We start from the raw sequence: 23,533 nt of genomic DNA, 5'->3' as shown, positions 1-23,533 counted from the left end.
CGGCTACCGGTCGTCCCGCGATCCCAGCGGCGCGAAGGCGGTCGCCTTGATCTCGACCAGGCCGCCATCCGGATTCAACTCCGCCACCGCCAGCTCGACCGCGGCGGGATAGGGGGCGGGAAAGAACTCGTCCCGCACCGCCGCGATCGCCGCCAGCTGCCCGGCCTTGTCCAGCGCCAGCCGGCCGCTGCCGAACACATGGAACATCTGCAGCTCGACCACGTCCTCGAGGCGCGCGTCGCAGGCGCCCAGCAGGGCCTCGATCTGCCGGAAGACGCGGCGCAGCTCCTCGCGAAAGCGCTCCGCATCCAGGGGCTGCGGCTGCCGGCTGCAGGCGACGATGCCCGACAGGAAGACGAAATCCCCGGCCCGGCGCGCCGGCGCGTAGTGGAACTGGTCGACATCGGCCTGCAGTCCGGCCGGGATGGCCACCATGCCGGTGCGGGTTGCGACGGCGCGAATGTCCGCATGGACGTCCATGGGTGATTCCTATTCTGTAATAGATAGTACAGAATTTCTGGCTGAGGCCGTCCTGTGGGTCAAGCGATTTATGAAGTGATGATTACAGAATTCTGATGGGCCGGCGAGGGCCGCGGGAATAGGTTTATGTTCATGAAATGTTCATAGAGGGCTCGCGGCGAGGCCCGCGGTGCAGTATGATCTGCCCCTGACCCGCCGCGAGAGACCCATGTCCCAGCCGGAACGCCGTCTGACCGCCATCCTCTGCGCCGATGTGGTCGGCTATTCGCGGCTGGTCGGGCGCGACGAGACCGGCACGCTGGCCCGGCTCGACGAAGCCCGCGGTATCCTGCGGAATGCGATCGAAGGACAGGGCGGCCGTGTCTTCAACCTGGCGGGCGACGGGCTTCTGGCCGAATTCCCCAGCGCGCTGGCCGCGGTGCAGGCCGCGATCACGGCCCAGGACAAGCTCGGTGTCTGGGCTGAGGGCCAGCCCGAGGACGATCGCATGCGGCTGCGCATAGGCGTCAATCTCGGCGATGTCGTGGTCAATGGCGGCGACCTGCTGGGCGACGGTGTCAACGTCGCGGCCCGACTGCAGGCACTGGCTCAGCCCGGCGGCATTTGCTTGTCGGGCGCCGTCTATGACCAGGTGCGCGGACGGATCGAGATCGGCTTCGCCGATCTCGGCCCTCGGGCGATGAAGAACATCGCCGATCCGGTGCGGGTTTATGCCCTGCGGATCGGGCCGGACGCGCAGCGAGTGGGATCGATGGCGCCTCCGGCCGAGGTGCCGCAGCAATCTTCGCCCTTCGACGGTTTCCGGCGCCGTCTGCTGGGTTACCTGTTGATCCTGGCCCTGCTCCTGGTCATCAACCTGATGACGAGTCCGGACTACCTCTGGGTTCGATGGCCGGCTCTCTGGTTCGCCTTCATGCTGTTCTGGCCGCTCCTGCGGACTCTACTCTGGGGCCGGCCTGAGAACGCCGGCGGCAAGTAGCGCTTCGCCGGCGAGCTGATCACGCCAGCAGCAGGCTGTCGTCGTCCAGCTGCTCGCCGCGGACCTTGCTGAACAGCTTCAGCAGGTCCGGCACGTCCAGGCCGCTGCGGTCGTCATTGGCGACGTCGAAGGCGACCCGGCCCTCATGCAGCATCACCGTGCGGCTGCCGTGGTCGAGGGCATGGCGCATCGAATGCGTCACCATCAGCGCCGTGAGGTTCTGCTCCTCGATGATCTGGCAGGTCAGCCGCAGCACGAAATCCGCGGTGCGGGGGTCGAGCGCCGCCGTGTGCTCGTCCAGCAGCAGGATCTTCATCCCGGCCAGCGTCGCCATCAGCAGGCTGACCGCCTGGCGCTGGCCGCCCGAGAGCAGGCCCATGGAATCGCCCAGCCGGTTCTCCAGCCCCAGCCCCAGCACCGCCAGCTTGTCGCGGAACACCGACCGGCGCGGCCCGTCGAGCGAGGCGGCGAGGCCGCGGGCCCGGCCGCGGGCATAGGCCAGCGCCATGTTCTCCTCGATCGACAGGCCTTCGCAGGTGCCGGCCATCGGGTCCTGGAACACGCGGGCGACGAGGCCGGCGCGCTTCGGCGCCGGCCAGCGGGTAACGTCGATGCCGTCGATCTCGACCCGCCCGCGCTCCGCCACCGCGTCGCCGCTCAGCACGTTCAGCAGGGTCGACTTGCCGGCGCCGTTCGAGCCGATGACGGTGACGAACTGGCCGGCCGGGATGGTCAGGTCGAGGCCACGCAGGGCCCGGTTCTCGAGCGGCGTGCCGCGGCCGAAGGTGACGTGGACGTCCTGGACTCGGATCATCTCAGGCGCTCCGCCGGAACAGGGTCTTTAACGGGTTGCGGACGCCCGGCAGCATCAGCGCGATGCCGACCAGCACGGCGGTCACCAGGTTGAGGTCCGAGGATTGCAGCCCGAGCCAGCCGGTGTTCAGCGCGAGCGCGATGGCGATGCGGTACAAGACGGCGCCGATCACGCAGGCCAGCAGCATCATCACGATCGACCGGGTGCGGAAGATGGTCTCGCCCAGGATCACCGCGGCCAAGCCGCTGACGATGGTGCCGGTGCCGACGGTGACGTCGGCGAAGCCGGCGGTCTGGGCGAAGAGCGCGCCGGCCAGGGCCACCAGCGCGTTCGACAGCGCCATGCCGACATAGATGTGCAGCGTGGTCGGGATGCCCTGCGCCCGGGCCATCCGGGGGTTGGCGCCGGTGGCGCGCATGGCCAGGCCGAACTCCGAGGTCAGGAAGCGGCCGAGGACCAGGCCGACGATCAGCACGATGATCGCCAGCACCATCACCTTCAGCGTCGCCCGCACCGGCAGGCCGGTGGCCTCGATCACCGGCGACAGCCAGGCGAACAGGCCGATCACCGTGTCCTGGTTGATCAGCGCGACGTTCGGCTTGCCCATGATGCGCAGGTTGATCGAGAACAGCGCGATCATGGTCAGGATGCTGGCCAGGAGATGCAGGATGCCGAAGCGGACGTTGAGCCAGGCGGTGACGAGCCCGGCCAGGGCACCGGCCGCGACCCCGACCAGCGTGGCCGACACCGGGTCGAGGCCGGCGACGATCAGGGTGGCGGTGGTGGCGGCGCCGAGGGGGAAGCTGCCGTCGACGGTCAGATCGGGAAAGTTCAGCACCCGGAAGGACAGGAACACCCCGAGCGCGACGAGGGCAAAGATCAGCCCGATTTCGATCGCGCCGAGAAAGGCGATCAGACTCATCAACACATCCTGCGGGGCGGCCGGCGGCGGCCGCGGAAACGAGAAGGCCCCGATATACGGGCTTCGGCCGGATCTGTCATGTCCGGACGGCCGTATCGGGGCCGCGTGCATGCAGGTTGGGTTCGCCGGCGCGAACCCAACCTACGCGTTCAAGCCTACTCGATCACCTTCTTGGCGCGGCTCAGCACCGCTTCGGGGACGGTGACGCCCATCGCCGCGGCCGACTTCTTGTTCACGAACAGATCGGTGCCGCTGGCGTTCTTGACCGCGATGTCGCCCGGCTTCTCGCCCTTCAGCACCCGGGCCACGACCGCGCCGGTCTGCCGGCCGACCTCGAAATAGTCGAAGCCGACCGAGGCGATGGCGCCGCGGGCGACGCTGTCGGTGTCGCCGGAGAAGACCGGGATCTTGTTCTCGGTGCCGACCGCGATCACCGCCTCGAGCGCCGAGACGATGGTGTTGTCGGTCGGGACATAGATCACGTCGACCTTGCCGACCAGGCTCTGCGCCGCGCCCTGGACATCGGCCGATTTGGACGCCGCGGCGGTGACGATGTCGACCTTCCACTCCGGCGCCATCTCCTGCAGCGCCGCCACCAGCGCCGCCCCGTTCGCCTCGCCCGGGTTGTAGGGCACGCCGATGGTCTTCACGTTCGGCACGATCTCCTTGATCAGGTTCAGGTGGTCGGCCAGCGGCGACAGGTCCGAGATGCCAGTGACGTTGCCGCCCGGCTTGTCCAGGTTCTTCACCAGCTGGGCGCCCGCCGGGTCGGTGACCGCGGTGAACACCACCGGGATGTCCTGGGTCGCCGCGACCACGGCCTGGGCCGAGGGGGTGGCGATCGGCACGATCACGTTCGGGTTCTCGCCGACGAATTTCTGCGCGATCTGCGCGGCGGTGGCCGGGTTGCCCTGCGCCGATTCCCACTGGAAGACGAGGTTGTCGCCGTCCTTGTAGCCGGCCTCTTCCAGCGCCTTCTTCACGCCGTCGCGGGTGGCGTCGAGGGCCGGGTGCTCGACGATCTGCGTGACCGCCACCGTGACCTTCTCGGCGGCGACGGCCGCCGAGGACAGCAGGGCCAGCGCCGCGCCCGCCGCCAGTGCCAAACGGCTGATATGCATGAGGATCCCCCCGTGTTTGTCTCCCCGGCTGACGGTGCCGGGCGTCTGTTGCGCATTAGCGCAGGCGGCCGGGGACCCGTCAAGGAACCGCCGCCCGCCTGCGTTTTGTCGGATCTGTGAGGCGTCAGCCCAGATCGAAGACGATGCCCTGGGCCAGCGGCAGCTCGCGGCTGTAGTTCACTGTCGCGGTCTGCCGGCGCATATAGGCCTTCCAGGCGTCGGAACCGCTCTCGCGCCCGCCGCCGGTCTCCTTCTCGCCGCCGAAGGCGCCGCCGATCTCGGCGCCCGAGGTGCCGATGTTGACATTGGCGATGCCGCAGTCGCTGCCGGCCGCCGACAGGAAGGTCTCGGCCTCGCGCATATCGGTGGTGAAGATGCAGGAGGACAGGCCCTGCGGCACGTCGTTGTGCAGCATCAGCGCCTGGCCGAAGTCCCGGTACTTCATGACGTAGAGGATCGGCGCGAAGGTCTCGTGCTTGACGATGTCGCTCTGCGCCGGCATCTCGGCGATCGCCGGCCGGACATAGAAGCCGCCCTGCGGCACGCCCGAGGTGACCTGCTCGCCGCCGGTGACGGTGCCGCCCTGGTCGCGTGCGGCCGCCAGCGCTTTCTGCATGCCGTCGAACGATGCCTGGTCGATCAGCGGCCCGACCAGCGTGCCCTGCTCCAGCGGGCTGCCGATGCGCACGGCGCCGTAGGCCTGCTTCAGCGCCGGGACCAGCTTGTCGTAGACGCTGTCATGGACGAACAGCCGGCGCAGCGTGGTGCAGCGCTGGCCGGCGGTGCCGACGGCGCCGAACAGGATGGCGCGGACCGCCATGTCGAGATCGGCCGACGGGCAGACGATCATGGCGTTGTTGCCGCCGAGCTCGAGCAGCGAGCGGCCCAGGCGCTGGGCGACGCGTGGCCCGACCTCGCGGCCCATGCGGGTCGACCCGGTGGCGGAGATCAGCGGCACCTTCGGGCTGTCGACCAGTTTCTCGCCGATGGCACGGCCGCCGATCAGGATCTCGGCCAGGCCGTCCGGCACGCCGCCGAAGCGCTCGGCCGCCTTGCGGAAGATCGCCATGGTGGCCAGCGCCGTGACCGGCGTCTTCTCCGACGGCTTCCAGATCACCGGGTCGCCGCAGACGAAGGCCAGCGCCGCATTCCAGGACCACACGGCCACCGGGAAGTTGAAGGCCGAGATGACGCCGACGGGCCCGAGCGGATGCCAGGTCTCGGCCATGCGGTGGCCCGGCCGCTCCGAGGCGATGGTCAGGCCGTAGAGCTGGCGGGAGAGGCCGACGGCGAAGTCGCAGATGTCGATCATCTCCTGCACCTCGCCCAGGCCTTCCTGCAGGATCTTGCCGGCCTCGATCGAGACCAGCCGACCCAGCTCGGCCTTGTGGGCGCGCAGCTCCTCGCCGAACAGGCGCACCAGCTCGCCGCGGCGCGGGCCCGGCACGGTGCGCCAGTTCAGGAAGGCGTTGGACGCGCGCTCGATCGCGGCATCGACATCGGCTTCCGAATGCTCGCGCAGGCGGGCGATCTCGGTGCCGTCGACCGGCGACCGGACGACCAGCGTGCCGCCGGTCAGGGCGTCGGGATCGAGCCCGAGGCTGCGGATGAGATCGTGCAGCTCCATGAAACACAACTCCGGAGAACGGGAGCGCCGAAGGCGCTGATGGGCGGCATTCGTATCGTCGCCCGGTCCGCGGGGCAAGCGTAGCGACTAAGGGCAGGGTCGGAGGGATGTGCCACCAAAAATGGTATTGCCTTCCTTATAAAATAGTGTTTACGATTTGTTCATATCCTGAAAATGGTGATGCGGATGGGCGCGACGTTCTTCGATGTGCTTCATGCCGAGGCCGTGGCCATGGTCGTGGCGGTGCGGCAGACCCGCAGCGCCCGCAGCCTGCTCGACGGCTCGGCCGGGATCGCGACCTATGCCAACACCCTGCGCGAGGCCTATCACTATCAGCACGCGCTGCAGCCGACCCTGGCCCTGGCGGCGGAACGGATGCTGGATCATGGCCGGCACATGCCGCTGGCACTGCTGCTGCAGGAGAAGGCGGGCGAGGTGGCGGGGCTGGACCTGCGGGTGCTGGACGACCTCGAGGCGCTCGGCTTCAGCCGGGCGGATGTGATCACCTCGACGCCGGCGCCGCCGACCCAGGCATGGATCGCCTGGTTCCGGTTCCTCGGGCGCAGCGACCATCCCGCCGGTTTCCTCGGCATCGCCTATCTGCTCGAATATCTCGCCGCCACCTGCGCCGGGGCGGCCGTCGACGGCCTGCTGCGCACGGCGCGGATCGCCGGCATCCGCCGGGCGGTCGGCTTCCTGCGCAACCGCGTCGAGGCCAGGGAAGGCCATGTGCGGACTCTGGCCGCGGCGCTGCCGGCGCTCGACGATCAGGCCGAGATCGACGCGGTCCTGACCTCGGCTCGGGTGACCCGCATGCTCTATGCCGGCATGCTCCGCGCCGTCGACGGCATGTCGGCGATGCCGGCCCGCCGCGCCCCGGGATAACGGGCCTCCGGTTGTCGGCTTGCTGCACCTTTTGGTAGAAGCCGAAGCCGACGAAGAGCGGGAAGGGAGGGACAGATGCACGAGGGCGTTGCGCTCAACCGGGCGAACTGGGACGAGCGGGTAGCGGTGCATCTCCGCTCCTCTTTCTACAATGTCGACGGCTTCCGGCGCGGCGAGACCGATCTGGGGCCGATCGAGGCGGCGGAGATCGGCGACATCGCCGGGCTGCGCGTGGCCCATCTGCAGTGCCATTTCGGCATGGACACGATGTATCTCGCCCGGCGCGGCGCCCGGGTCACCGGCCTCGACTTCTCCGCCAACGCCGTCGCCGCGGCCCGCGACCTCGCGGCCGAGACCGGCAGCAGCGCCGAGTTCGTCGAAGGCGATGTCTACGACGCGCCGCGCCTGCTCGGAGAGGGCCTCTACGACCTCGTCTTCACCAGCTGGGGCACGATCATCTGGCTGCCCGACATCGCCCGCTGGGCGCAGGTGGTGGCGGCGCTGCTGAAGCCCGGCGGCCGGCTCTATTTCCTCGACGACCACCCGGCGGCGAGGCCGCTCGACCAGGCCGGCCCGGGGGCGCCGATCGTGCCGACCTACGCCTATTTCGGCGGAGCGCCGGTCGAATCCGACGCGCAGGGCAGCTACGCCGACCGCGACGCCGTCTTCACCCACACCCGCTCGGTCGAGTGGATGCATCCGCTCGGCGCGATCGTCGGTGCGCTGCTGGCGGCCGGGATGCGGCTGACGGCGCTGCGCGAGCACAATGCCACCGCCTGGCGGATGTGGCCCTGCCTGGTGCAGGGGGCGGACGGGCTGTGGCGGATGCCGGCGGACCGGCCGAGCCTGCCGCTCAGCCTGGCCATCGAGGCGGTGAAAGGCTGACGCGCCGTCGAGGTGCTTTGGAGAGGAGCCCGGCCGGGTCGGCTGCGCAGTGGCCGGAACGGCGTCTCACCGGGGCCTTCCGCATCGCCCCTTGTCAGGTGAGACCGAGGGCGCTCAGCCCCGCGCGGCGATCCGGGCCGGGCCCGAGGGGGTGGGGATCTCGATATCGACTTCCAGCGTCGACACCGAGTCGCCGCGGTCGAGCTTGACCTGCACCTTCTCGCGGTCGACCGCGATGTGCTTGGCGATCACCGCCAGGATCTCCTCCTGCAGGATCGCCATCAGATCCGACCGTCCGCCGATCACCGACCGCTCATGCGCCAGCAGGATCTGCAACCGCTCCCGCGCCACCGGGGCGGAGTTGCGCTTGGTGAAGAAGCTGAACAGGCTCATGCAACCCTCCGGCCGAACAGCTTGGCGAAGATCCCCTTCCTGTCGCTGGGCACCGACATCTCGATCGTCTCGCCCTTCAGGCGTTTGACCGCGTCGAAATAGGCCCGGGCCGGGGCGCTCTGCGGGGCGTTGAGCGTGACCGGCGCGCCCATGTTCGAGGCCCGCAGCACCTCCTCGCTCTCGGGGATGATGCCGAGCAGCGGGATCGACAGGATCTCCAGCACGTCCTCGGTCTTCAGCATCTCGCCGCGCTCGGCCCGGCCCTGGTCGTACCGGGTCAGCAGCAGGTGCTTCTCGACGCGCTCGCCCTTTTCCGCCTTCTCGGTCTTGGAATCGAGCAGGCCGATGATGCGGTCGGAATCACGGACCGAGGAGACCTCCGGGTTGGTCACGACGACCGCGGCATCGGCATGCCGCATCGCCAGGACCGCGCCCTTCTCGATGCCGGCCGGGCTGTCGCAGATCACCCAGTCGAACTTCTCCTTCAGCTCGCCGATGACGCGCGACACGCCCTCCATGGTCAGGGCGTCCTTGTCGCGGGTCTGCGACGCGGCCAGGAGAGACAGGGTGTCGACCCGCTTGTCGCGGATCAGCGCCTGCGGCAGCTTGGCGTCGCCCTGGACGACGTTGATCAGGTCGAACACGACCCGCCGTTCCGACCCCATCACCAGGTCGAGATTGCGCAGGCCGACGTCGAAGTCGACGACGACGACGTTCTGCCCGGTCTGGGCCAAGGCCGCGCCCAGCGCCGCGGTGGAGGTCGTCTTGCCGACCCCGCCTTTTCCGGATGTCACGACCAAGACCTTGGCCATATTCGCTTCTCTCCTCTAATGCCTCAGTCCAGGGCTGCCAGAACCATGGCGTCGCCGTCGAGCCAAGCCTGCACCGCCCTGCCGCGCAGCTTCGGCTCCATGTCGTCCGCGGTCTTGTAGAGACCGTCGATCGCCAGCAGCTCGGCCTCGAGCTTGCGGCAGAAGATCCGGGCCCGGCCGTTGCCGGTGGATCCCGCAATCGCCCGGCCGCGCAGCGTGCCGTAGACGTGGATCGACCCGCCGGCGATGATCTCGGCCCCCGAGGCGACGGACCCGACGACCGTGACGTCGCCCTCCGGGAAGATCACCGACTGGCCGGAGCGCACCGGCCGGTCCAGCAGCAGCGAGGCGGCGGGCCGGGCCTCGGCCGCCGGCGCCGCCGCGGCGCCGTCCGGCACCTCGATCATCCCGGCGGGGCGGCTGCCGGTCATCATCGGCGGCCGGCCCCAGGCCTCCGAGCCGAGCCAGGACGGGTCGGCGCCTTCGATCCCGATCAGGCGGATGTCGCGCTGCTGCAGGTCCTCGATCAGCGCCGTCAGGTCCTGCTTGCGCATCGGCAGGGCCGACAGGTCGACCACCACGGGGCGGCCCTGGAAGAACGCAGGCGAACGCTGGATCTGGGCGTCGAGCTCGGTGAGCCAGTCGGTGATCGGCGGGTCCGGCGCCAGAACGAGCGCCATGAAGGAGCGACCACGGAAGCGGATGGCGGGGCGGGTGCGGGCTGCTGTTGTCACGGTCAGGGGCGTAGCCGGGCGCGATCCGGCCGTCAACACGGGGGTTCTCGACCATTGAACCCGGTTCGATCCGGATATGCAACAGGTTGTGGTTCCCAGGGGCTGAGACCGCGATGTGTTGTGTCCCGATCGGTCCTGTCCCGGCCGGTTTCCGAAGCTTTCGCCGCCCGCTCCGGTGGCGCGGTCATCCGGCCTGGGCCCGGCGGGGGCGTCCTCCGGGGACGGCAAGCGAGCGGGAGAGCCGGGCGACTCGGAGCCGACGGGCGATGTGTCGGCCGCAACCGTGCCAGGAACGAGTCGGTCAAGCGGTCGCGCCGGTGCCGAAGCGTCGCAGCGTCCCGGCCAGATGGGGTGGCGGCGGCGCCTCGGCGGTGACTGGCGGCTTCTTCGGGTAGAGCGGGACCGACACGGCGCGGGCGTGCAGGTGCAGCGGCGGGGCCTCCGGACCGCGGCCGGCGGTGCCGTAGATCGCGTCGCCCCGGATCGGGAAGCCGGAGGCCGAGCAGTGCAGCCGCAGCTGATGGGTGCGTCCCGTCAGAGGGCGCAGCTCCAGCCAGGCCAGGCCCTCGGCGCGGCCGAGCACGCGGAACTCGCTCTGCGCCGGCTGGCCGGCGGGGTCGACCTTCATCCACCAGCCGCGCTGCGCCGACCGCTTGGCCAGCGGCAGGTCGATCCGGCCCTCATCCTCTGCCGGGCCGCCTTCCACCACGGCCCAGTAGGTCTTCGCCACCCGGCCGGAGGCGAACAGCTCGCCCAGCGTCGCCGTGGCCTTGCGGTGCCGGCCCAGCACCAGGCAGCCGCTGGTGTCCTTGTCCAGCCGATGGGCCAGGGCGGGCGGGTGCGGCAGGCCGAAGCGCAGCGCGTCGAGATGATGGTCCAGCACTGGCCCGCCCTTCGGCCCGGCATGCACCGGCAGCCCGGCCGGCTTGTCGAGGATCAGCATCAGCCCGTCGCGGTACAGCAGGCGGGCCAGGATCTCGGCGTCGGTCAAGATCGGGGGCGGGGCGGCGATCATGACGGCGTCATCGCACCGGCACACGGCCGGCGCAATGGGGACGGCCCAAGATGGACCGAGGATGATCTTAGGAACGGCCGGCATTCTATTGATATCGAGCAACTATTCGTCGATCGGCTGCCAGCCGTGCAGCAGCCGGCGGTCCTCCGCGGTGAAGGCGTAGTGGTGGCCGCCCTGGCCGGCGGGCTGGTCGGCGGCGCGGCTGATAGGCCGGTTCTCGAGATGGCACAGCAGCAGCGCCCCGACGCCGCCATGCGAGACGATGGCGATGTCGCCTTCGGCCGGCGCCCGGCGCAGGATCTCGTCCAAAGCGGCGACGATGCGGCGCTGGGCGTCGGCAGCGCGCTCCCAGCCGCGCACGCTCTCCTGCGGCCGGGCGAAGAAGGCATCGGCCGTCGCCTCGAACTCGAGCTTCGGCAGGTAACCGGTTGAAGAACGGTCGTTTTCGCCGAGATCCTCAAGCTCCGTGACCGGCAGGCCCAGGGCCGCGGCGAGGATGGCGGCGCCGTCCCGGGCCTTGCGCTCGGTGCTGCAGAACAGGCTGCGCAGCCGCGGCGCCCAGGGCTGGTCCAGCACCGCCCGCATGCGCTCGCGGCCGCGCTCCGACAGCGGCCAGTCCGGCACCGGCACAGCCGGGTCGATCAGCACGTCGGGATGGGTGATGAAATGGACGTGCCGGGTCATGCGGATCCTCGCTGCGGAAGGCGCGGCATCATCTCCGATTTGCCAGACCGACGAAATTCCTGCATCGATCGCCATGCGGGCCGCTTCGGCGCGCATCGATCGGGGAGGGGAACGGATGGTCAAGCTGGGCAAGCTGGCGAAGCGGTACCGGATCGAGGACGGCGACGGCTTCCGCCTGAAGGACTGGGATCCGGCGGACACCGCCTGGCTGGACGACAAGGCGGTGGCGCAGGAGGCGCTGGCCCAGAGCGTCGCCAGGCTGGCGGAGATGCAGGACAAGCTCTACGCCCAGGACCACTGGTCGGTGCTGCTGATCTTCCAGGCGATGGATGCGGCCGGGAAGGACAGCACCATCAAGCACGTGATGTCCGGGATCAACCCGCAGGGCTGCCAGGTGACGTCCTTCAAGCAGCCTTCGGCGGAGGAGCTGGACCACGACTTCCTGTGGCGCACCACCCGGCACCTGCCGGAGCGCGGGCGGATCGGCATCTTCAACCGCTCCTACTACGAGGAGGTGCTGGTGGTGCGGGTGCATCCCGACATCCTGGCCAACCAGCACCTGCCGCCGAAGCTGGTGACGAAGAAGATCTGGAAGGAGCGGTTCGAGGACATCAACGCCTTCGAGCGCTACCTGGCCCGCAACGGCACGCTGGTGCTGAAGTTCTTCCTCAACGTCTCGAAGGACGAGCAGAAGAAGCGCTTCCTGGAGCGGCTGGACGAGCCGGAGAAGCACTGGAAGTTCCAGCCCTCGGACGTGGCGGAGCGCCAGCTGTGGTCCGACTACATGAAGGCCTATGAGGAGATGATCCGGGCCACCGCCACGCCGCATGCGCCCTGGCATGTGGTGCCGGCCGACAGCAAGTGGTTCACGCGCCTGGCCGTCGCCGCCGCCATCGTCGATGCGATGGAGGGGCTGGACCTCGCCTATCCCAAGGTCGAGCCGGAGCTGAAGGACAAGCTGCAGGCCTCCCGGGCGGCGCTGGAGAACGAATAGCCGATCGTGACCGAGCCCCTGTCGATCGCCGTCTGCGGCTGCGGCCCGGCCGGTCTGGCCGCCGCCTGCTTCTTGCACGATGCCGGGCACCAGGTGCGGCTGCTCGAGCGCTTCGCCGAGCCGCGGCCGATCGGCGCCGGGCTGATGCTGCAGCCGGCCGGCCTGGCCGCGCTGGGCCGGATCGGCGCGCTCGACGCGGCCCTGGCCTATGGCCAGCGGATCGACGGGCTCTATGCCCGCTCCGAGCCGTCGGGCCGGGTGGTGTTCGACCTCAGCTACGCTGCGGTCGATCCGGCGCTGCACGGCCTGGCGATCCACCGCGCCGCGATCTTCGAGGTGCTGTGGCAGGCGGCCGCGTCGCGCCGCATCCCGGTCGAGACCGGGGTCGAGATCGCCGCGCTGGCGGCCGATGCAGAGGGCCGGCCCGTTCCGGTCGCCGCCGCCGCCGCCGGCCGCCGCCTGCCGGCGGTCGACCTCGTGGTCGACGCGACCGGCAGCGGCTCGGCGCTGCGCCCGCTGGCCCACGCCCCGGTCCAGCCGAAGCCATACGCCTATGGCGCGGTCTGGGCGACGGTGCCGGCCGCCGGGCTGCGGCCCGACCGGCTGGAGCAGCGCTTCCGCGCGGCGCGGGAGATGCTGGGCCTGCTGCCGGTCGGGCGGATGCCGGGCGACGATGTCCCGCGCGCCATCCTGTTCTGGAGCCTCAAGGTGGCCGAGCATCCGGCCCTGCTGTCGGCGGGGATCGCGGCCTGGCGGCGCCGGGTCCTCGACCTGTGGCCCGAGATCGAGCCGGTGATCGCCGGCATCACCGACACCGCCCAGCTGACGCTGGCCCGCTATGCCCAGGCGACGCTGCGCCGGCCTTTCGGCGACCGCATCGCCTTCATCGGCGACGCGGCCCATTCCACCAGCCCGCAGCTCGGCGCCGGCGTGACCATGGCGATGCTGGACGGCGCCGCCCTGGCCGATGCGCTGGCGGCCGAGCCGGATATCCCTCGGGCGCTGGCCGCCTATGGCGAGCGGCGCCGACGGCATATCCGCTTCTACCAGCGCATGAGCGCGCTGCTGACCCCGGCTTTCCAGTCCGACAGCCGCTGGATCGGGGCCTTGCGCGACCGGACCTTCCATCCGTCGACGCGGCTGCCCTGGCTGCGCCGCCGGATGGTCGAGACCTTCGCCGGCCTCGCCCTCGGCCCCTTCGCCAAGACCCATCCTGCCACCCTGGCCGGGATGCCTTCGACGGCATCGGGTACCGCTTCCGAGGAATTGAGAATCTTACGCTAATACAGCTTGTTAGGTTCCTTTATTGAGATTCCGGATGATAGTCGATGCAGGCAGAGTCCGCCGGTGGGCGGCGTCGCTCGCGAGGCGCCTGGTTTCCGTTCTGGCCTTGCTGGCTTCGGCCGGGCCGGCCGCGGCGGCGCCGGACGGCTCGGTGGTGCTGCCGGCGCCGGCCGGCGAGTTCCGGATCGATCCGGCGACGCTGGCGGTGTGGTTCCGTCCCGCCGGCGGGGACGAGGCGGCGCTGGCCGTTCCGGCCATGGATCCGGGGCAGGTGACGGACGGGACCGGCCATGGCTGGCGGCTCGCGGCGGGCAGCGACGCCTTCACGATCGAGGCGGCGGTCGAGGGCGAGGCGCTGCGCCTGTCGATCCGCTCCGACCGGCCCGCGACTCTGGCTTGGCCGCAGACCGCCGACCCGGCCGCGATCACCGCCTATGCGATGCCCTTCGGCGAGGGCAGCTACATCCCGGCCGACGACCCCGCCTGGCTGGGCTGGCTGACCCGGCGCTACGAGCCGGCCGGCCTGGCCGAGCAGCTGTCGATGCCGTTCTGGACCGAGCTGCGCGCCGGCCGGTCGATCACCTGGCTGGTCGAGACGCCGTTCAACACCTGGTTCGCGGTCGTCGAGGAATCCGGCCGGCCGCGGCCGGTGCTGGCGCACGACTTCACCCGGCTGGCACCCGGCGCGCCCTATGTCGTCCGCATCGTGCCGGGGCCGCCCGATCCGCTGGCCGGGGCGAGGACGTATCGGACCTGGCTGCAGGCCGGCGGCGGCTTCGTCCCGCTGACGGAGAAGATCGCGGCGTTGCCGGATATCGCCCGGCTCGGCGGCGCGCCGCACATCTATCTCGGGGGCAAAGGGCCGCTGAAGCCGGAGGATGTGCTGCAGTGGCGCGCCTTCGTCCGGCTGGTCCAGCAGAAGAGGGACGATCCCGGGCATCTCGCCGGCCGGCTGTGGCAGGCCTTCGGCGCGGAGGCGCGGGCCGAATTCGAACGCGCGTTCAAGGACGCGGCCGGCGCCGGCGGCTTCGTCTCGGTTTACAGCCGGGCGGCGCTGACCCGCGCGGTCAACGAGGCTTTGCGCCGGGCCGTGCCGATGGCGCCGGTCGATCCGCTGCCGGGCGGGCACGATCCCGCGGCGGAGGCCGCCTGGGCCACCGGGCCCCTCCGGGCGGCTCTGGCCGAGACCTTCGGCCCGCTGCTGGCGCCGCCGGAGCGCTGGGGCGGCGGGCTGTCTCTCGACACGGTCGCGGCGCTGCGGACCGCCGGGCTCACCCGCGCCTGGCTGGGCGTCGAGGATTGGCGCGACGCGCTGTGGCATCCCGAGGCCGTGGCCGCCGCCAAGGCCGCCGGCTATCTCGTCGGCGCCTATGACAGCTATGGCAGCGCCCATCCGCCGGACCTGCCCGAGACTTGGCCGACGGCGCAGATGGGCGCCGACCTCGCCGCCGCCGGCTATGTCGACAGCAACGGCAGGACCATCACCGGCTTCGCCGGCCGCGGCGTCTATGCCAGCGCCGTGGCGGCGGAGCCCTATGCCCGGCGCCGGATCGCGGCGGCGGCCAAGGCGGCGGGCCTCGACAGCCTGTTCCTCGACGTCGACGCCACCGGCCTGGTGTTCGACGACTATGCGCCGGGCCGCGAGACCGGCGAGGCGCAGGACGCGGACGCCAGGCGCCGCCGCCTGGCCTTCGCCGCGTCGCTCGGCCTCGTCGTCGGCAGCGAGGGCGGCTCCGCCCTGTTCGCGCCGCAGATCGCCTTCGCCCACGGCATGACCACCCAGCCCTTCGCCTGGATGGTGCCGGAGATGAAGGACAAGGCCTCGCCCTACTACCGCGGCAACTACTGGCCGCCGGAGACGCCGTCGCTCTACTTCAATCCGGTCCGGCTGAAGCCCGAAGTCGCGCGCTTCGTCGCCGATCCGCGCTTCCGGCTGCCGCTCTACGAGATCGCGCTGCACGACAGCGTGGTCACCACCCATCACTGGGAATACGGCTCGCTGAAGTTCTCCGACCAGCGCGAGGCGACGGCGCTGCTGCAGCTGCTCTACGCCGTGCCGCCGCTCTACCACCTGAACGCGGCGGTGCTGGACCGCGACCTGCCGATCATCGCCGCCTATGACCGGGTGTTCCGGCCGCTGCACGAGCGGGTCTTCGCCCGGCCGATGATGGACTTCGCGGTGCTGTCGCCTGATCGGCTGCTGCAGCGCTCGAGCTTCGGCGACGGCACCACGGTCACCGTCAACTTCGACGCGAAGCCGCGGGCGCTGCCAGGCGGGGCGACTCTGCCGGCGCAGTCGGCCCGGATCGAGGCGCCGGACCAGCCGTCCCGGACGGTCGAGATCGGTAAGGTCGTCAAATAGGCGGATGCGACAAGTCCTGAGCGAATCCGCCTAGTCGGCGCCGCGGGGCGGGCCTACGATCGCCTCCGCACGTCAAACAGGGGGTGCATCCAATGAGAACAATCCTGCGCAGCGCCATCGCCGCGATCCTGCTCGGCTGCGCCGCGCTGCCGGCCCGCGCCGAGATGCCGAAGGACACGCTGGTCCAGGCCTACCGGATCGACGACATCATCACGCTCGACCCCGCCGAGGTGTTCGAGTTCTCGACGACCGAGTACATCAACCAGGTCTATGACCGGCTGATCTACTACAACGCCCAGGACCCGGCGAACTTCCTGCCGGGGATCGCCGAGAGCTGGACCGTCGCCGATGACGGCAAGAGCTACACCTTCAAGATCCGCGACGGGGTCAGGTTCCACTCCGGCAACCCGCTGACGGCGGAGGACGCAGCCTATTCGCTGCGCCGCGCCATCAAGCTGAACCTGTCGCCGGCCTTCATCGTCGGCCAGTTCGGCCTGACCGCGGAGAATGTCGACGCGATGGTCACGGCGCCGGACGCGCGGACGCTGGTGTTCAAGACCGACAAGGCCTACGCGCCCAGCTTCGTGCTCAACTGCCTGAGCGCCACCGTCTCCTCGGTGGTCGACAGCAAGGTGGTGGAGGCGAACGCCAAGGACGGCGATTTCGGCCATGCGTGGCTGAACACCCATTCCGCCGGGTCCGGCCCCTATGAGCTCGGCGGCTGGAAGCCGAATGAGAGCCTGGTGATGAACCGGTTCGACGACTACTGGCGGGGCAAGCCGGGCTTCAAGCGGATCTTCTTCCGCCATGTGCTGGACCCGACCTCCCAGCTGCTGCTGCTGCAGAAAGGCGATGTCGACATCGCCCGTGGACTGACGGGCGAGCAGCTCGAATCGCTGAAGTCGAACCCGGATGTGACGGTGCAGGAAGTGCCGCGCGGCACCCTCTGGTACCTGTCGATGAACACCCAGACCGAGCCGCTGAAGAAGGTCGAGGTGCGGCAGGCGCTGAAGAACCTGATCGACTACCAGGGCATGGCGGACAGCTTCATGAAAGGCCTCGCGGTCCCGCATGAGAACTTCCTGCCCAAGGGCTTTCTCGGCGCCCTCGACGACATGCCGTTCAAGCTCGACGTCGACAAGGCCAGGCAACTGCTGGCCCAGGGCGGCTATCCCAACGGTTTCAAGGTCAGCATCGACGTGCCGAACGGGTCGCCCTATCTGGAGATGGCGCAGTCGATGCAGGCGACCTTCGCCAAGGCGGGGGTGGAGCTGCAGATCATCGCCTCGGACGACAAGCAGCAGACCAGCAAGGTCCGCAGCCGCAAGTACCAGACCGCGATCGGCCGCTGGGGCCCGGACTATCAGGACCCGCACACCAACGCCCAGAACTTCGGCATGAATCTCGACAATGGCGAGAACCCGCCGATGAAGACCACCGCCTGGCGCACGGCCTGGGACATCCCGGAGCTGACCAAGCAGACCGAGGCCGCGGTGCTGGAGACCGACACGGCCAGGCGCCAGGCGATGTACGCGGACCTGCAGCGCCAGATCCGCGACACCGGTCCCTATGCGTTCATGTTCCAGCAGGTGGAGGCAGTCGCCGCGCGGAAGAATGTCCAGGGCCTGGTCTGGGGCCCGGGGACGGAGAACGACTTCTTCTGGCAGGGGAAGAAGGAGTAGGTCTCAGGGTGGGTTCGCTTCGGCGGATCCACCCCTGTGCGACCTGCGATATGGCCGATCAACGCCTGTCGCGCGGCTTCCGGAAGCGGCTCCAGAACAGAGCTTCCCGGGTCTCGGGATCCGGTGCTTCGTAGGCGGCGGTGACGAGGGCGTAACAATGCGATCGGCTGAAGTTGGTCGGTCCCTTGTTCATCAGCCGAAGATTAAACAGGCGGATGCTTCTGGCGACATCCTCGTCTCGGAGAATGCGCAGCGGATCATCGTTCCAAAATGCATGCAGTGAGATCTGATCAGATCCGCCTGGCTCGTAATGAAAATCATAAGGCTCTGCATCTATGCGGCGGGCAACTTGCGAGAGGCCGCCGGGGGCCGCCTCCAGGGGCGATCTTGCGCATCTGATCCATATTTCCGCATCCTCGCCATCACCAGAGACCGACATTACCTCTTGCCAAAACATGTTGAGGCGGTAGAGGACCCCCGGCCATTCCTTTGTGCCTCCTCCAAGAGCGGTGAGTGACCAGAAGGAGATTTCCGAACTCCTTGGGGACGGGATGAGGTTATCTATGTAGTATCTCAGGAATGATAGATGCGGATCGATCGTGCATGCCTTCTGAAGCCTATCGAACGATCGTAGAGACCGGGCGTCGATTGTTGAATCTTGAGCGCGATCAACCCTTCTATCTTCCTTGAGCATCTTGTCCAGCCAGAGGGTTTGCTGGTCTATCGGCATGATCCCCTCAAAGTCCGACCCAGGCTGTGGAATGCTCGTGAAAGTGACGTTTCTCAGGCCGAAGCCGGCTCGCTCAAGTCGATAAATCAGTGAACGTTCGCTTTGATCGAGCTCGGATTTCTTGAGCTTCTGAAATCTGATCGCCCTGATGTCCTGATGAATTTTTCGGTGCTGCCCGTATCTTCGAGCGACATCCGAGGTCTTCCCAACATACAATTCGTCATTTTGGAATTCGATGATATAGATTCCGCATCTTCTGCTCTTTCTAAACAGATCGGCGATTGAAGGGCGATTCAAAACATCGTGGGGAGGTGTAAAATTTAAATCACCTATGTGATCGTCGAGAATCATAAATCAGCCTTATGCTGTGTCGTGGGAAAGGAAATGGTGGAGCGATATTTTAATTGCCGATAGACGGTGCGTCGACAATACACCTTCTCTCTAATTCTGTCATTGCCGGGCTTGACCCGGCAATCCAGACAACATCGACATCTTCTGGATGCCCGGGTCAAGCCCGGGCATGACAGGATGAGAGGGCGTACGAGCCCTCCGCTCGAAGGCGGCCGCTACGCCGCCTCCCGCGCCACCAGGTGCCCGTCGCCGACATCGGCCAGGTCGACCAGCACCGGGCAGTAGTCGACCGATCGCACCGGGCTCGGCACCTCGCCGGACAGGCGCTGGAAATGGTCGCGGCGGCGGCGCGGATCGGCGATCGGCACCGCCTGCATGAGCGTCTTCGTATAGGGGTGGCGCGGGTCCTCGAAGATCTGGCGGCGGGTGCCGGTCTCGACGATCTGGCCGAGATACATCACCGCCACCCGGTGGCTGATCTGCTCCACCACCGCCATGTCGTGCGAGATGAACAGATAGGCGAGGCCGAGATCGGCCTGCAGCTCGTGCAGCAGGTCCAGCACGCGGGCCTGGACCGAGACGTCGAGGGCGGAGACGGATTCGTCGGCGATGATCGCCTTGGGCGACAGGCTCAGCGCCCGGGCGATGCAGATGCGCTGGCGCTGCCCGCCGGAGAATTCGTGCGGGTGGCGGTGGCGCAGCTCCGGCGCCAGCCCGACGCGGCGGAACAGCCATTCGACCCGGTCGGCCAGCTCGCCGCCCCTGGCCAGGCCGTGGATCACCAGCGGTTCGGCCACCAGCTCGCCCACGGTCATGCGCGAGTCGAGCGAGGCGTAGGGATCCTGGAACACCATCTGGATGTTCCGGCGCAACGGCTTCAGCGCGGTCGGCCCCAGCCCCGCGGCCTCGACCCCGGCGATGCGGATCGAGCCGCGCCAGGGCACCAGCCCCATCAGCGCCTTGCCGGTGGTCGACTTGCCGCAGCCGCTCTCGCCGACCAGGGCCAGCGTCTCGCCCGGTTTCAGCGCGAAGGAAAGATGCTCGCCCGCGTGGACGCGCTTGATCGTGCGTTGCAGCAGCCCGCCGGCGATGTCGAAGCGGACGGTGAGGTTCTTCACCGCCACGACCGGCTCGTTCGCGCCAGGGGGCAGGGCAGGGGCTTCGGCGCGCAGCGGCGCGTCGCGGCCGGCCATCTGGCCCAGCTTCGGCACGGCCGCCAGCAGCTGCCGCGTATAGTCCTGGCGCGGCGCCTCGAACAGCGGCACCACCGGGCCGCTCTCCACCACCCGGCCCTGGCTCATCACCACCACCCGGTCGGCCATCTCGGCCACCACGCCCATGTCGTGGGTGATCAGGATCAGGGCGGTGCCGAACCGGCGCCGCAGGTCGCGCATCAGCTCCAGGATCTGGGCCTGGATGGTGACGTCCAGCGCCGTGGTCGGCTCGTCCGCGATCAGCAGCTTAGGCTGGCAGGCCAGCGCCATGGCGATCATCACCCGCTGCCGCATGCCGCCCGACAGCTCGTGCGGATACTGGCGTAGCCGCCGCTCGGGCTCGGAGATGCGCACGGCCTCCAGCGCCTCCAGCGCCGCCCGCCGGGCCTCACCGGCATCGACCTTTCGGTGTGCGCGGACCGCCTCGGCGATCTGCCGGCCGACCGACATCACCGGGTTCAGGCTGGTCATCGGCTCCTGGAAGATCATCGCGATCTCGCCGCCGCGCACCCGCCGCATCTGCCGCTCGGGCAGCGCCAGCAGGTCGCGCCCCTCCAGCAGCACCTGGCCGCCGGCGACCCGGGCCATGGGCTGCGGCAGCAGCCCCATGATCGACAGCGAGGTCATCGACTTGCCGCTGCCCGATTCCCCGGCGATGCACAGCGTCTCGCCGGGGTTCAGGTCGAAGCTCAGATCCTCGACCACCAGCTTCGGCCCCGCCGGCGTCGCCACCTGGGTGCTGAGGTTGCGGACCTGGAGGAGGGGGGTGTTTCCCGCAGTCACGATGGCTTGCCGGTTTGCTGCGTTGCCTCTCCCGCCTGGCGGGAGAGGTCGGGCGTCCGCAGGACGACCGGGTGAGGGCTGGCCCAGGCCTCGACAAACGCCCTCACCCGGAGCCGCTGGCGCGGCTCCGACCTCTCCCGCAAGCGGGAGAGGCACGACAACTGCGCTGCATCTCGTACCAGTCCTGGCCTCATTCGAAGACGATGCGCGGGAAATAGAACGACACCACCCAGTTCGGCTGGTCGACGATCTCGCTGATCCTGAGGTCGCCGCAGACCGAGCACAGCATATAGGCGTCGACCGCGGCCATGCCGCGGGTGCGGCACAGCAACTCTACCATCTCGGCGACGGCGATGCGGGCCCCCTCCATCAGGTCGGGGCCGACCCCGGTCGTCACCTCGTAGCCTTTGCCGTCGAGATGCCGCGTCACCGGGCCAGGCGTGGTGAAGCGCGGCATCCGGAGGTTGGCGCCCTTCACCAGGTCCAGCGTCAGCGTCACCTTCATCGGGCTCTCGATGGCGGTGCCGCAGACCTCGCCGTCGCCTTGGGCGGCATGAGTGTCGCCGATCGAGAACAGCGCCCCCGCCACCTCGACCGGAAGGTACAGCGTCGCCCCGGCCGCCAGGTCGCGGATGTCGAGATTGCCGCCGACCCGCCGGGGCGGCACCACCGAATGCAGCCCGGGCTCGGCCGGCGCCACCCCGATGGTCCCGGCGAAGGGCTTCAGCGGCACCTTCGCCAGAGTCGAGAACAGGGCCGGGGCCAGCGTGTCGGCCTCGTAGCGCCAGACATGCAGCGCCGGGTCCTTGAACTGGTCCGCCAGCAGGCCGAAGCCGGGGATGTTGGCAGTCCAGCCGAAGCCCGAGGGCGCGTACTGGTCCAGCGTGATCTTCAGCGCGTCGCCCGGCTCGGCCCCGTCGACCAGGATCGGCCCGGTGACCGGGTTGACCTTGCCGAAGTCGAGCGTCGCCACATCCGCGACCGTGCTGGACGGCGTCAGCTGCCCGGCCGAGCTGTCCAGGCAGTCGAACTCCAGCGTCGTCCCTGGCGCCACCGTGGCCACCGGCGGGAAGTCACGGTTCCAGCCGAAATGGTGGTGCGCGCCGTGGATGGTGTGGTGGTAATGGTGGGGATTACTGGGCATCTTTGGCGTACACGTTGTCGTAGTTGACCGGGATGTGGACCGGGTCGACGAACAGGGCGTCGTCGCCGCCCATCCGCTCGGACCGGATGGTGTAGCGCTGCTCGTTGAACACCGGCGCCCAGGGCGCGTCCTTCATGACGTCGAGGAAGATGCCGCGCCACTTGGCCTCGCGCTCCGCCGCCTTGGCCGGGTCGGCGATCGAATCCGCCTCGGCCGCGCGCTTGTCGAGGTCCTCGTTGCAGTACCAGGACCAGTTCCAGCCGCCGGGCACGGCGCCGCCGCAGCCCAGGATCGGGCCGTAGAAGTTGGAGGGATCCGGGAAGTCGGCGATCCAGGCCATGCCGCCCGACCAGATCATGGTCGACTGCTTCTCGTCGCCGCCGGCAGCGATGACGTTGGCCTGGGCCAGGGCCTTGATCTCGGCCTTGATGCCGATCTGGGCCAGGTCCTGCTGGATCGCCTGGGCGATGCGCGGCTGCGGGTCGGTGTTGGCGACGTAAAGGTCGGTGGTGAAGCCGTCCGCCAGCCCGGCATCGGCCATGAGCTTCTTGGCGCCGGCGACGTCATAGGCATAGCCCTTGTAGTCGGCGGCGTAGCCCGGCATCGACGGCGGCAGCGGCTGGTTCGCCGGCTTTGCACGGCCGTTGATGATGCGGATGATGCGGTCCTTGTTGATCGCCATGTTGACGGCCTGGCGCACCCGCACATCGTCGAAGGGCTTCGCCTTGACGTTCATGGTGATGTAGCCGGTGTGCAACTGGTTGCCCTGGATGATCAGGTCCTTATAGGCCGGGTCCTGGGTCACCTCGAGGAACTTGGCCGGCGGGATGCCGTCGCCGGCGATGTCGACCTCGCCGCGCTGCAGCCGCAGCAGCGCCACCACCGGCTCCTGCCCGACCTCGAACACGATCTTGTCGAGATGCGGCAGCCCCTTCTGGAAATAGTCCGGGTTGCGCTCGAACACGATGCGCTGGCCCAGCGTCCATTCGGTCATCTTGAAAGCGCCGGTGCCGACCGGGTGCTTGCCGAAATCGGCGCCGTATTTCTCGACCTCCTCCTTCGGAACAACATGCGAGAAGTTCAGCGCCATCTTGTGCAGGAAGGGCGCGTCCGGCTTGGTCAGGCGGAAGACGACGGTGTAGTCGTCCGGCGTGGTGATGCCGCTCAGCTCCTTGGCCTTGCCACCGGAGACGTCCTCGAAGCCCTGGATCGAATCGAAGAAACCGGCGCCGGGGCTCTGCGTCTCCGGCTGCACCACGCGGTCGAGCGAATACTTGACGTCGGCGGCCTTCAGCTCGCGGCCGTTGTGGAACTTGACCCCGTGCCGCAGCTTGAAGGTGTAGGTCAGGCCGTCGGCCGAGACCTCGAAGCTCTCGGCCAGGTCCGGCGCCAGCTCGGTGGTGCCGGGCTTGCAGTCCATCAGCCCGTCGAACAGGCTCTTGATCATCGACCAGTTCTGCCAGTCGTAGCCGATGGCGGGGTCCAGGGTGGTGACGTCGTCCTTGTAGGTGACCGTCATGGTGCCGCCCTGCTTGATGTCCTGGGCCATCGCGGGCGAGGCGAGGGCCAGGGTGAGCGCAGCGGCGCCGGCGAGCAGCAACGACTTCAGCATGAAACCTCCTGTCTTTGGTTCGGGGC

At 68.9% G+C, this 23,533-nt stretch carries 21 protein-coding genes; 7 read left to right on the top strand and 14 right to left on the bottom strand.

Going from position 1 to position 23,533, the window contains the following annotated elements; translation table 11 throughout:
- Positions 1 to 3: 3 nt before the first annotated feature.
- Positions 4 to 480, bottom strand: a complete 477-nt coding sequence (locus tag LG391_RS11885; protein ID WP_225768223.1) for a Rid family hydrolase — start codon at positions 478 to 480, stop codon at positions 4 to 6.
- A gap of 208 nt (positions 481 to 688) precedes the next feature.
- On the opposite strand from LG391_RS11885, the gene LG391_RS11880 reads away from it, so the two are divergent.
- Entirely contained in the window at positions 689 to 1,459 is a 771-nt protein-coding gene (locus tag LG391_RS11880) for an adenylate/guanylate cyclase domain-containing protein (RefSeq protein WP_225768222.1), read from the top strand.
- 19 nt (positions 1,460 to 1,478) lie between these two features.
- Here the strand turns inward: LG391_RS11880 and LG391_RS11875 are convergent, their stop codons facing one another.
- From LG391_RS11875 to LG391_RS11860, 4 genes are all read right to left on the bottom strand, one after another.
- Positions 1,479 to 2,273 carry an ABC transporter ATP-binding protein gene (locus LG391_RS11875; protein ID WP_225768221.1) on the bottom strand — a complete coding sequence of 265 codons (795 nt, stop codon included), beginning with the start codon at positions 2,271 to 2,273 and terminating at the stop codon, positions 1,479 to 1,481.
- A 1-nt stretch (position 2,274) separates the two neighbouring features.
- The gene (locus LG391_RS11870; RefSeq protein ID WP_225768220.1) at positions 2,275 to 3,195 is read right to left on the bottom strand and encodes an ABC transporter permease; all 921 of its coding nucleotides are present in this window, start codon (positions 3,193 to 3,195) and stop codon (positions 2,275 to 2,277) included.
- Between the two features lie 155 nt (positions 3,196 to 3,350).
- A complete protein-coding gene (locus LG391_RS11865; protein WP_225768219.1) occupies positions 3,351 to 4,316 on the bottom strand; it encodes an ABC transporter substrate-binding protein in 966 nt (321 codons plus the stop codon).
- A gap of 124 nt (positions 4,317 to 4,440) precedes the next feature.
- Positions 4,441 to 5,943, bottom strand: a complete 1,503-nt coding sequence (locus LG391_RS11860; protein ID WP_225768218.1) for an aldehyde dehydrogenase family protein — start codon at positions 5,941 to 5,943, stop codon at positions 4,441 to 4,443.
- A 186-nt stretch (positions 5,944 to 6,129) separates the two neighbouring features.
- Between LG391_RS11860 and LG391_RS11855 the strand changes: the two genes are divergently transcribed.
- Positions 6,130 to 6,828, top strand: coding sequence for an iron-containing redox enzyme family protein (locus LG391_RS11855; RefSeq protein WP_225768217.1), 699 nt, complete (start codon positions 6,130 to 6,132; stop codon positions 6,826 to 6,828).
- Between the two features lie 75 nt (positions 6,829 to 6,903).
- A complete protein-coding gene (locus LG391_RS11850; RefSeq protein ID WP_225768216.1) occupies positions 6,904 to 7,713 on the top strand; it encodes a bifunctional 2-polyprenyl-6-hydroxyphenol methylase/3-demethylubiquinol 3-O-methyltransferase UbiG in 810 nt (269 codons plus the stop codon).
- Between the two features lie 114 nt (positions 7,714 to 7,827).
- On the opposite strand, the gene minE is transcribed toward LG391_RS11850, so the two are convergent.
- The 5 genes from minE to LG391_RS11825 form a co-directional block, all read right to left on the bottom strand.
- A complete protein-coding gene (gene minE / locus LG391_RS11845) occupies positions 7,828 to 8,106 on the bottom strand; it encodes a cell division topological specificity factor MinE (RefSeq protein WP_225768215.1) in 279 nt (92 codons plus the stop codon).
- A complete protein-coding gene (minD, locus tag LG391_RS11840; RefSeq protein WP_225768214.1) occupies positions 8,103 to 8,918 on the bottom strand; it encodes a septum site-determining protein MinD in 816 nt (271 codons plus the stop codon). The genes minE and minD overlap by 4 nt, the downstream gene beginning before the upstream one ends.
- Positions 8,919 to 8,941: 23 nt before the next feature.
- The gene (gene minC, locus LG391_RS11835; protein WP_308013043.1) at positions 8,942 to 9,652 is read right to left on the bottom strand and encodes a septum site-determining protein MinC; all 711 of its coding nucleotides are present in this window, start codon (positions 9,650 to 9,652) and stop codon (positions 8,942 to 8,944) included.
- A 301-nt stretch (positions 9,653 to 9,953) separates the two neighbouring features.
- Entirely contained in the window at positions 9,954 to 10,667 is a 714-nt protein-coding gene (locus LG391_RS11830) for an RluA family pseudouridine synthase (protein WP_225768212.1), read from the bottom strand.
- Between the two features lie 102 nt (positions 10,668 to 10,769).
- Positions 10,770 to 11,351 (bottom strand): histidine phosphatase family protein, encoded by a 582-nt coding sequence (locus LG391_RS11825; protein ID WP_225768211.1) that lies wholly within the window; start codon positions 11,349 to 11,351, stop codon positions 10,770 to 10,772.
- 115 nt (positions 11,352 to 11,466) lie between these two features.
- On the opposite strand from LG391_RS11825, the gene LG391_RS11820 reads away from it, so the two are divergent.
- From LG391_RS11820 to LG391_RS11805, 4 genes are all read left to right on the top strand, one after another.
- Positions 11,467 to 12,345, top strand: a complete 879-nt coding sequence (locus LG391_RS11820) for a polyphosphate kinase 2 family protein (RefSeq protein WP_225768210.1) — start codon at positions 11,467 to 11,469, stop codon at positions 12,343 to 12,345.
- Positions 12,346 to 12,351: 6 nt separating this feature from the next.
- Positions 12,352 to 13,629, top strand: coding sequence for an NAD(P)/FAD-dependent oxidoreductase (locus LG391_RS11815; protein ID WP_225768209.1), 1,278 nt, complete (start codon positions 12,352 to 12,354; stop codon positions 13,627 to 13,629).
- 34 nt (positions 13,630 to 13,663) lie between these two features.
- Positions 13,664 to 15,991, top strand: a complete 2,328-nt coding sequence (locus LG391_RS11810; RefSeq protein ID WP_225768208.1) for a glycoside hydrolase — start codon at positions 13,664 to 13,666, stop codon at positions 15,989 to 15,991.
- A 92-nt stretch (positions 15,992 to 16,083) separates the two neighbouring features.
- Positions 16,084 to 17,673: an ABC transporter substrate-binding protein gene (locus LG391_RS11805; protein WP_225768207.1), complete on the top strand. Its 1,590-nt coding sequence runs from the start codon at positions 16,084 to 16,086 to the stop codon at positions 17,671 to 17,673.
- Between the two features lie 58 nt (positions 17,674 to 17,731).
- Here the strand turns inward: LG391_RS11805 and LG391_RS11800 are convergent, their stop codons facing one another.
- The 4 genes from LG391_RS11800 to LG391_RS11785 all read right to left on the bottom strand — a co-directional run bounded on the left by LG391_RS11800 (position 17,732) and on the right by LG391_RS11785 (position 23,507).
- Positions 17,732 to 18,754, bottom strand: coding sequence for a GIY-YIG nuclease family protein (locus tag LG391_RS11800; RefSeq protein ID WP_225768206.1), 1,023 nt, complete (start codon positions 18,752 to 18,754; stop codon positions 17,732 to 17,734).
- 215 nt (positions 18,755 to 18,969) lie between these two features.
- Positions 18,970 to 20,751 (bottom strand): ABC transporter ATP-binding protein, encoded by a 1,782-nt coding sequence (locus LG391_RS11795; RefSeq protein ID WP_225768205.1) that lies wholly within the window; start codon positions 20,749 to 20,751, stop codon positions 18,970 to 18,972.
- 190 nt (positions 20,752 to 20,941) lie between these two features.
- Positions 20,942 to 21,895 (bottom strand): acetamidase/formamidase family protein, encoded by a 954-nt coding sequence (locus tag LG391_RS11790; RefSeq protein ID WP_225768204.1) that lies wholly within the window; start codon positions 21,893 to 21,895, stop codon positions 20,942 to 20,944.
- Positions 21,885 to 23,507, bottom strand: coding sequence for an ABC transporter substrate-binding protein (locus LG391_RS11785; RefSeq protein WP_225768203.1), 1,623 nt, complete (start codon positions 23,505 to 23,507; stop codon positions 21,885 to 21,887). The genes LG391_RS11790 and LG391_RS11785 overlap by 11 nt, the downstream gene beginning before the upstream one ends.
- Positions 23,508 to 23,533: the final 26 nt, after the last annotated feature.

The organism is Inquilinus sp. Marseille-Q2685 (genome assembly GCF_916619195.1).
Classification (GTDB): domain Bacteria; phylum Pseudomonadota; class Alphaproteobacteria; order DSM-16000; family Inquilinaceae; genus Inquilinus.
Note: the sequence above shows the minus strand (reverse complement) of the source record. Positions and strands in the feature narration are given on the sequence as shown.

Bases quoted from the DNA above. Each gene is read 5' to 3' on its own strand.
- LG391_RS11865 (WP_225768219.1), bottom strand. From the start codon at position 4,316: ATGCATATCAGCCGTTTGGCACTGGCGGCGGGCGCGGCGCTGGCCCTG.
- LG391_RS11855 (WP_225768217.1), top strand. From the start codon at position 6,130: ATGGGCGCGACGTTCTTCGATGTGCTTCATGCCGAGGCCGTGGCCATG.
- LG391_RS11880 (WP_225768222.1), top strand. From the start codon at position 689: ATGTCCCAGCCGGAACGCCGTCTGACCGCCATCCTCTGCGCCGATGTG.
- LG391_RS11850 (WP_225768216.1), top strand. From the start codon at position 6,904: ATGCACGAGGGCGTTGCGCTCAACCGGGCGAACTGGGACGAGCGGGTA.
- minD (WP_225768214.1), bottom strand. From the start codon at position 8,918: ATGGCCAAGGTCTTGGTCGTGACATCCGGAAAAGGCGGGGTCGGCAAG.
- LG391_RS11805 (WP_225768207.1), top strand. From the start codon at position 16,084: ATGAGAACAATCCTGCGCAGCGCCATCGCCGCGATCCTGCTCGGCTGC.
- LG391_RS11830 (WP_225768212.1), bottom strand. From the start codon at position 10,667: ATGATCGCCGCCCCGCCCCCGATCTTGACCGACGCCGAGATCCTGGCC.
- LG391_RS11820 (WP_225768210.1), top strand. From the start codon at position 11,467: ATGGTCAAGCTGGGCAAGCTGGCGAAGCGGTACCGGATCGAGGACGGC.
- LG391_RS11825 (WP_225768211.1), bottom strand. From the start codon at position 11,351: ATGACCCGGCACGTCCATTTCATCACCCATCCCGACGTGCTGATCGAC.
- LG391_RS11810 (WP_225768208.1), top strand. From the start codon at position 13,664: ATGATAGTCGATGCAGGCAGAGTCCGCCGGTGGGCGGCGTCGCTCGCG.
- minE (WP_225768215.1), bottom strand. From the start codon at position 8,106: ATGAGCCTGTTCAGCTTCTTCACCAAGCGCAACTCCGCCCCGGTGGCG.
- LG391_RS11870 (WP_225768220.1), bottom strand. From the start codon at position 3,195: ATGAGTCTGATCGCCTTTCTCGGCGCGATCGAAATCGGGCTGATCTTT.
- LG391_RS11785 (WP_225768203.1), bottom strand. From the start codon at position 23,507: ATGCTGAAGTCGTTGCTGCTCGCCGGCGCCGCTGCGCTCACCCTGGCC.
- LG391_RS11800 (WP_225768206.1), bottom strand. From the start codon at position 18,754: ATGATTCTCGACGATCACATAGGTGATTTAAATTTTACACCTCCCCAC.
- LG391_RS11875 (WP_225768221.1), bottom strand. From the start codon at position 2,273: ATGATCCGAGTCCAGGACGTCCACGTCACCTTCGGCCGCGGCACGCCG.
- LG391_RS11885 (WP_225768223.1), bottom strand. From the start codon at position 480: ATGGACGTCCATGCGGACATTCGCGCCGTCGCAACCCGCACCGGCATG.
- LG391_RS11860 (WP_225768218.1), bottom strand. From the start codon at position 5,943: ATGGAGCTGCACGATCTCATCCGCAGCCTCGGGCTCGATCCCGACGCC.
- LG391_RS11790 (WP_225768204.1), bottom strand. From the start codon at position 21,895: ATGCCCAGTAATCCCCACCATTACCACCACACCATCCACGGCGCGCAC.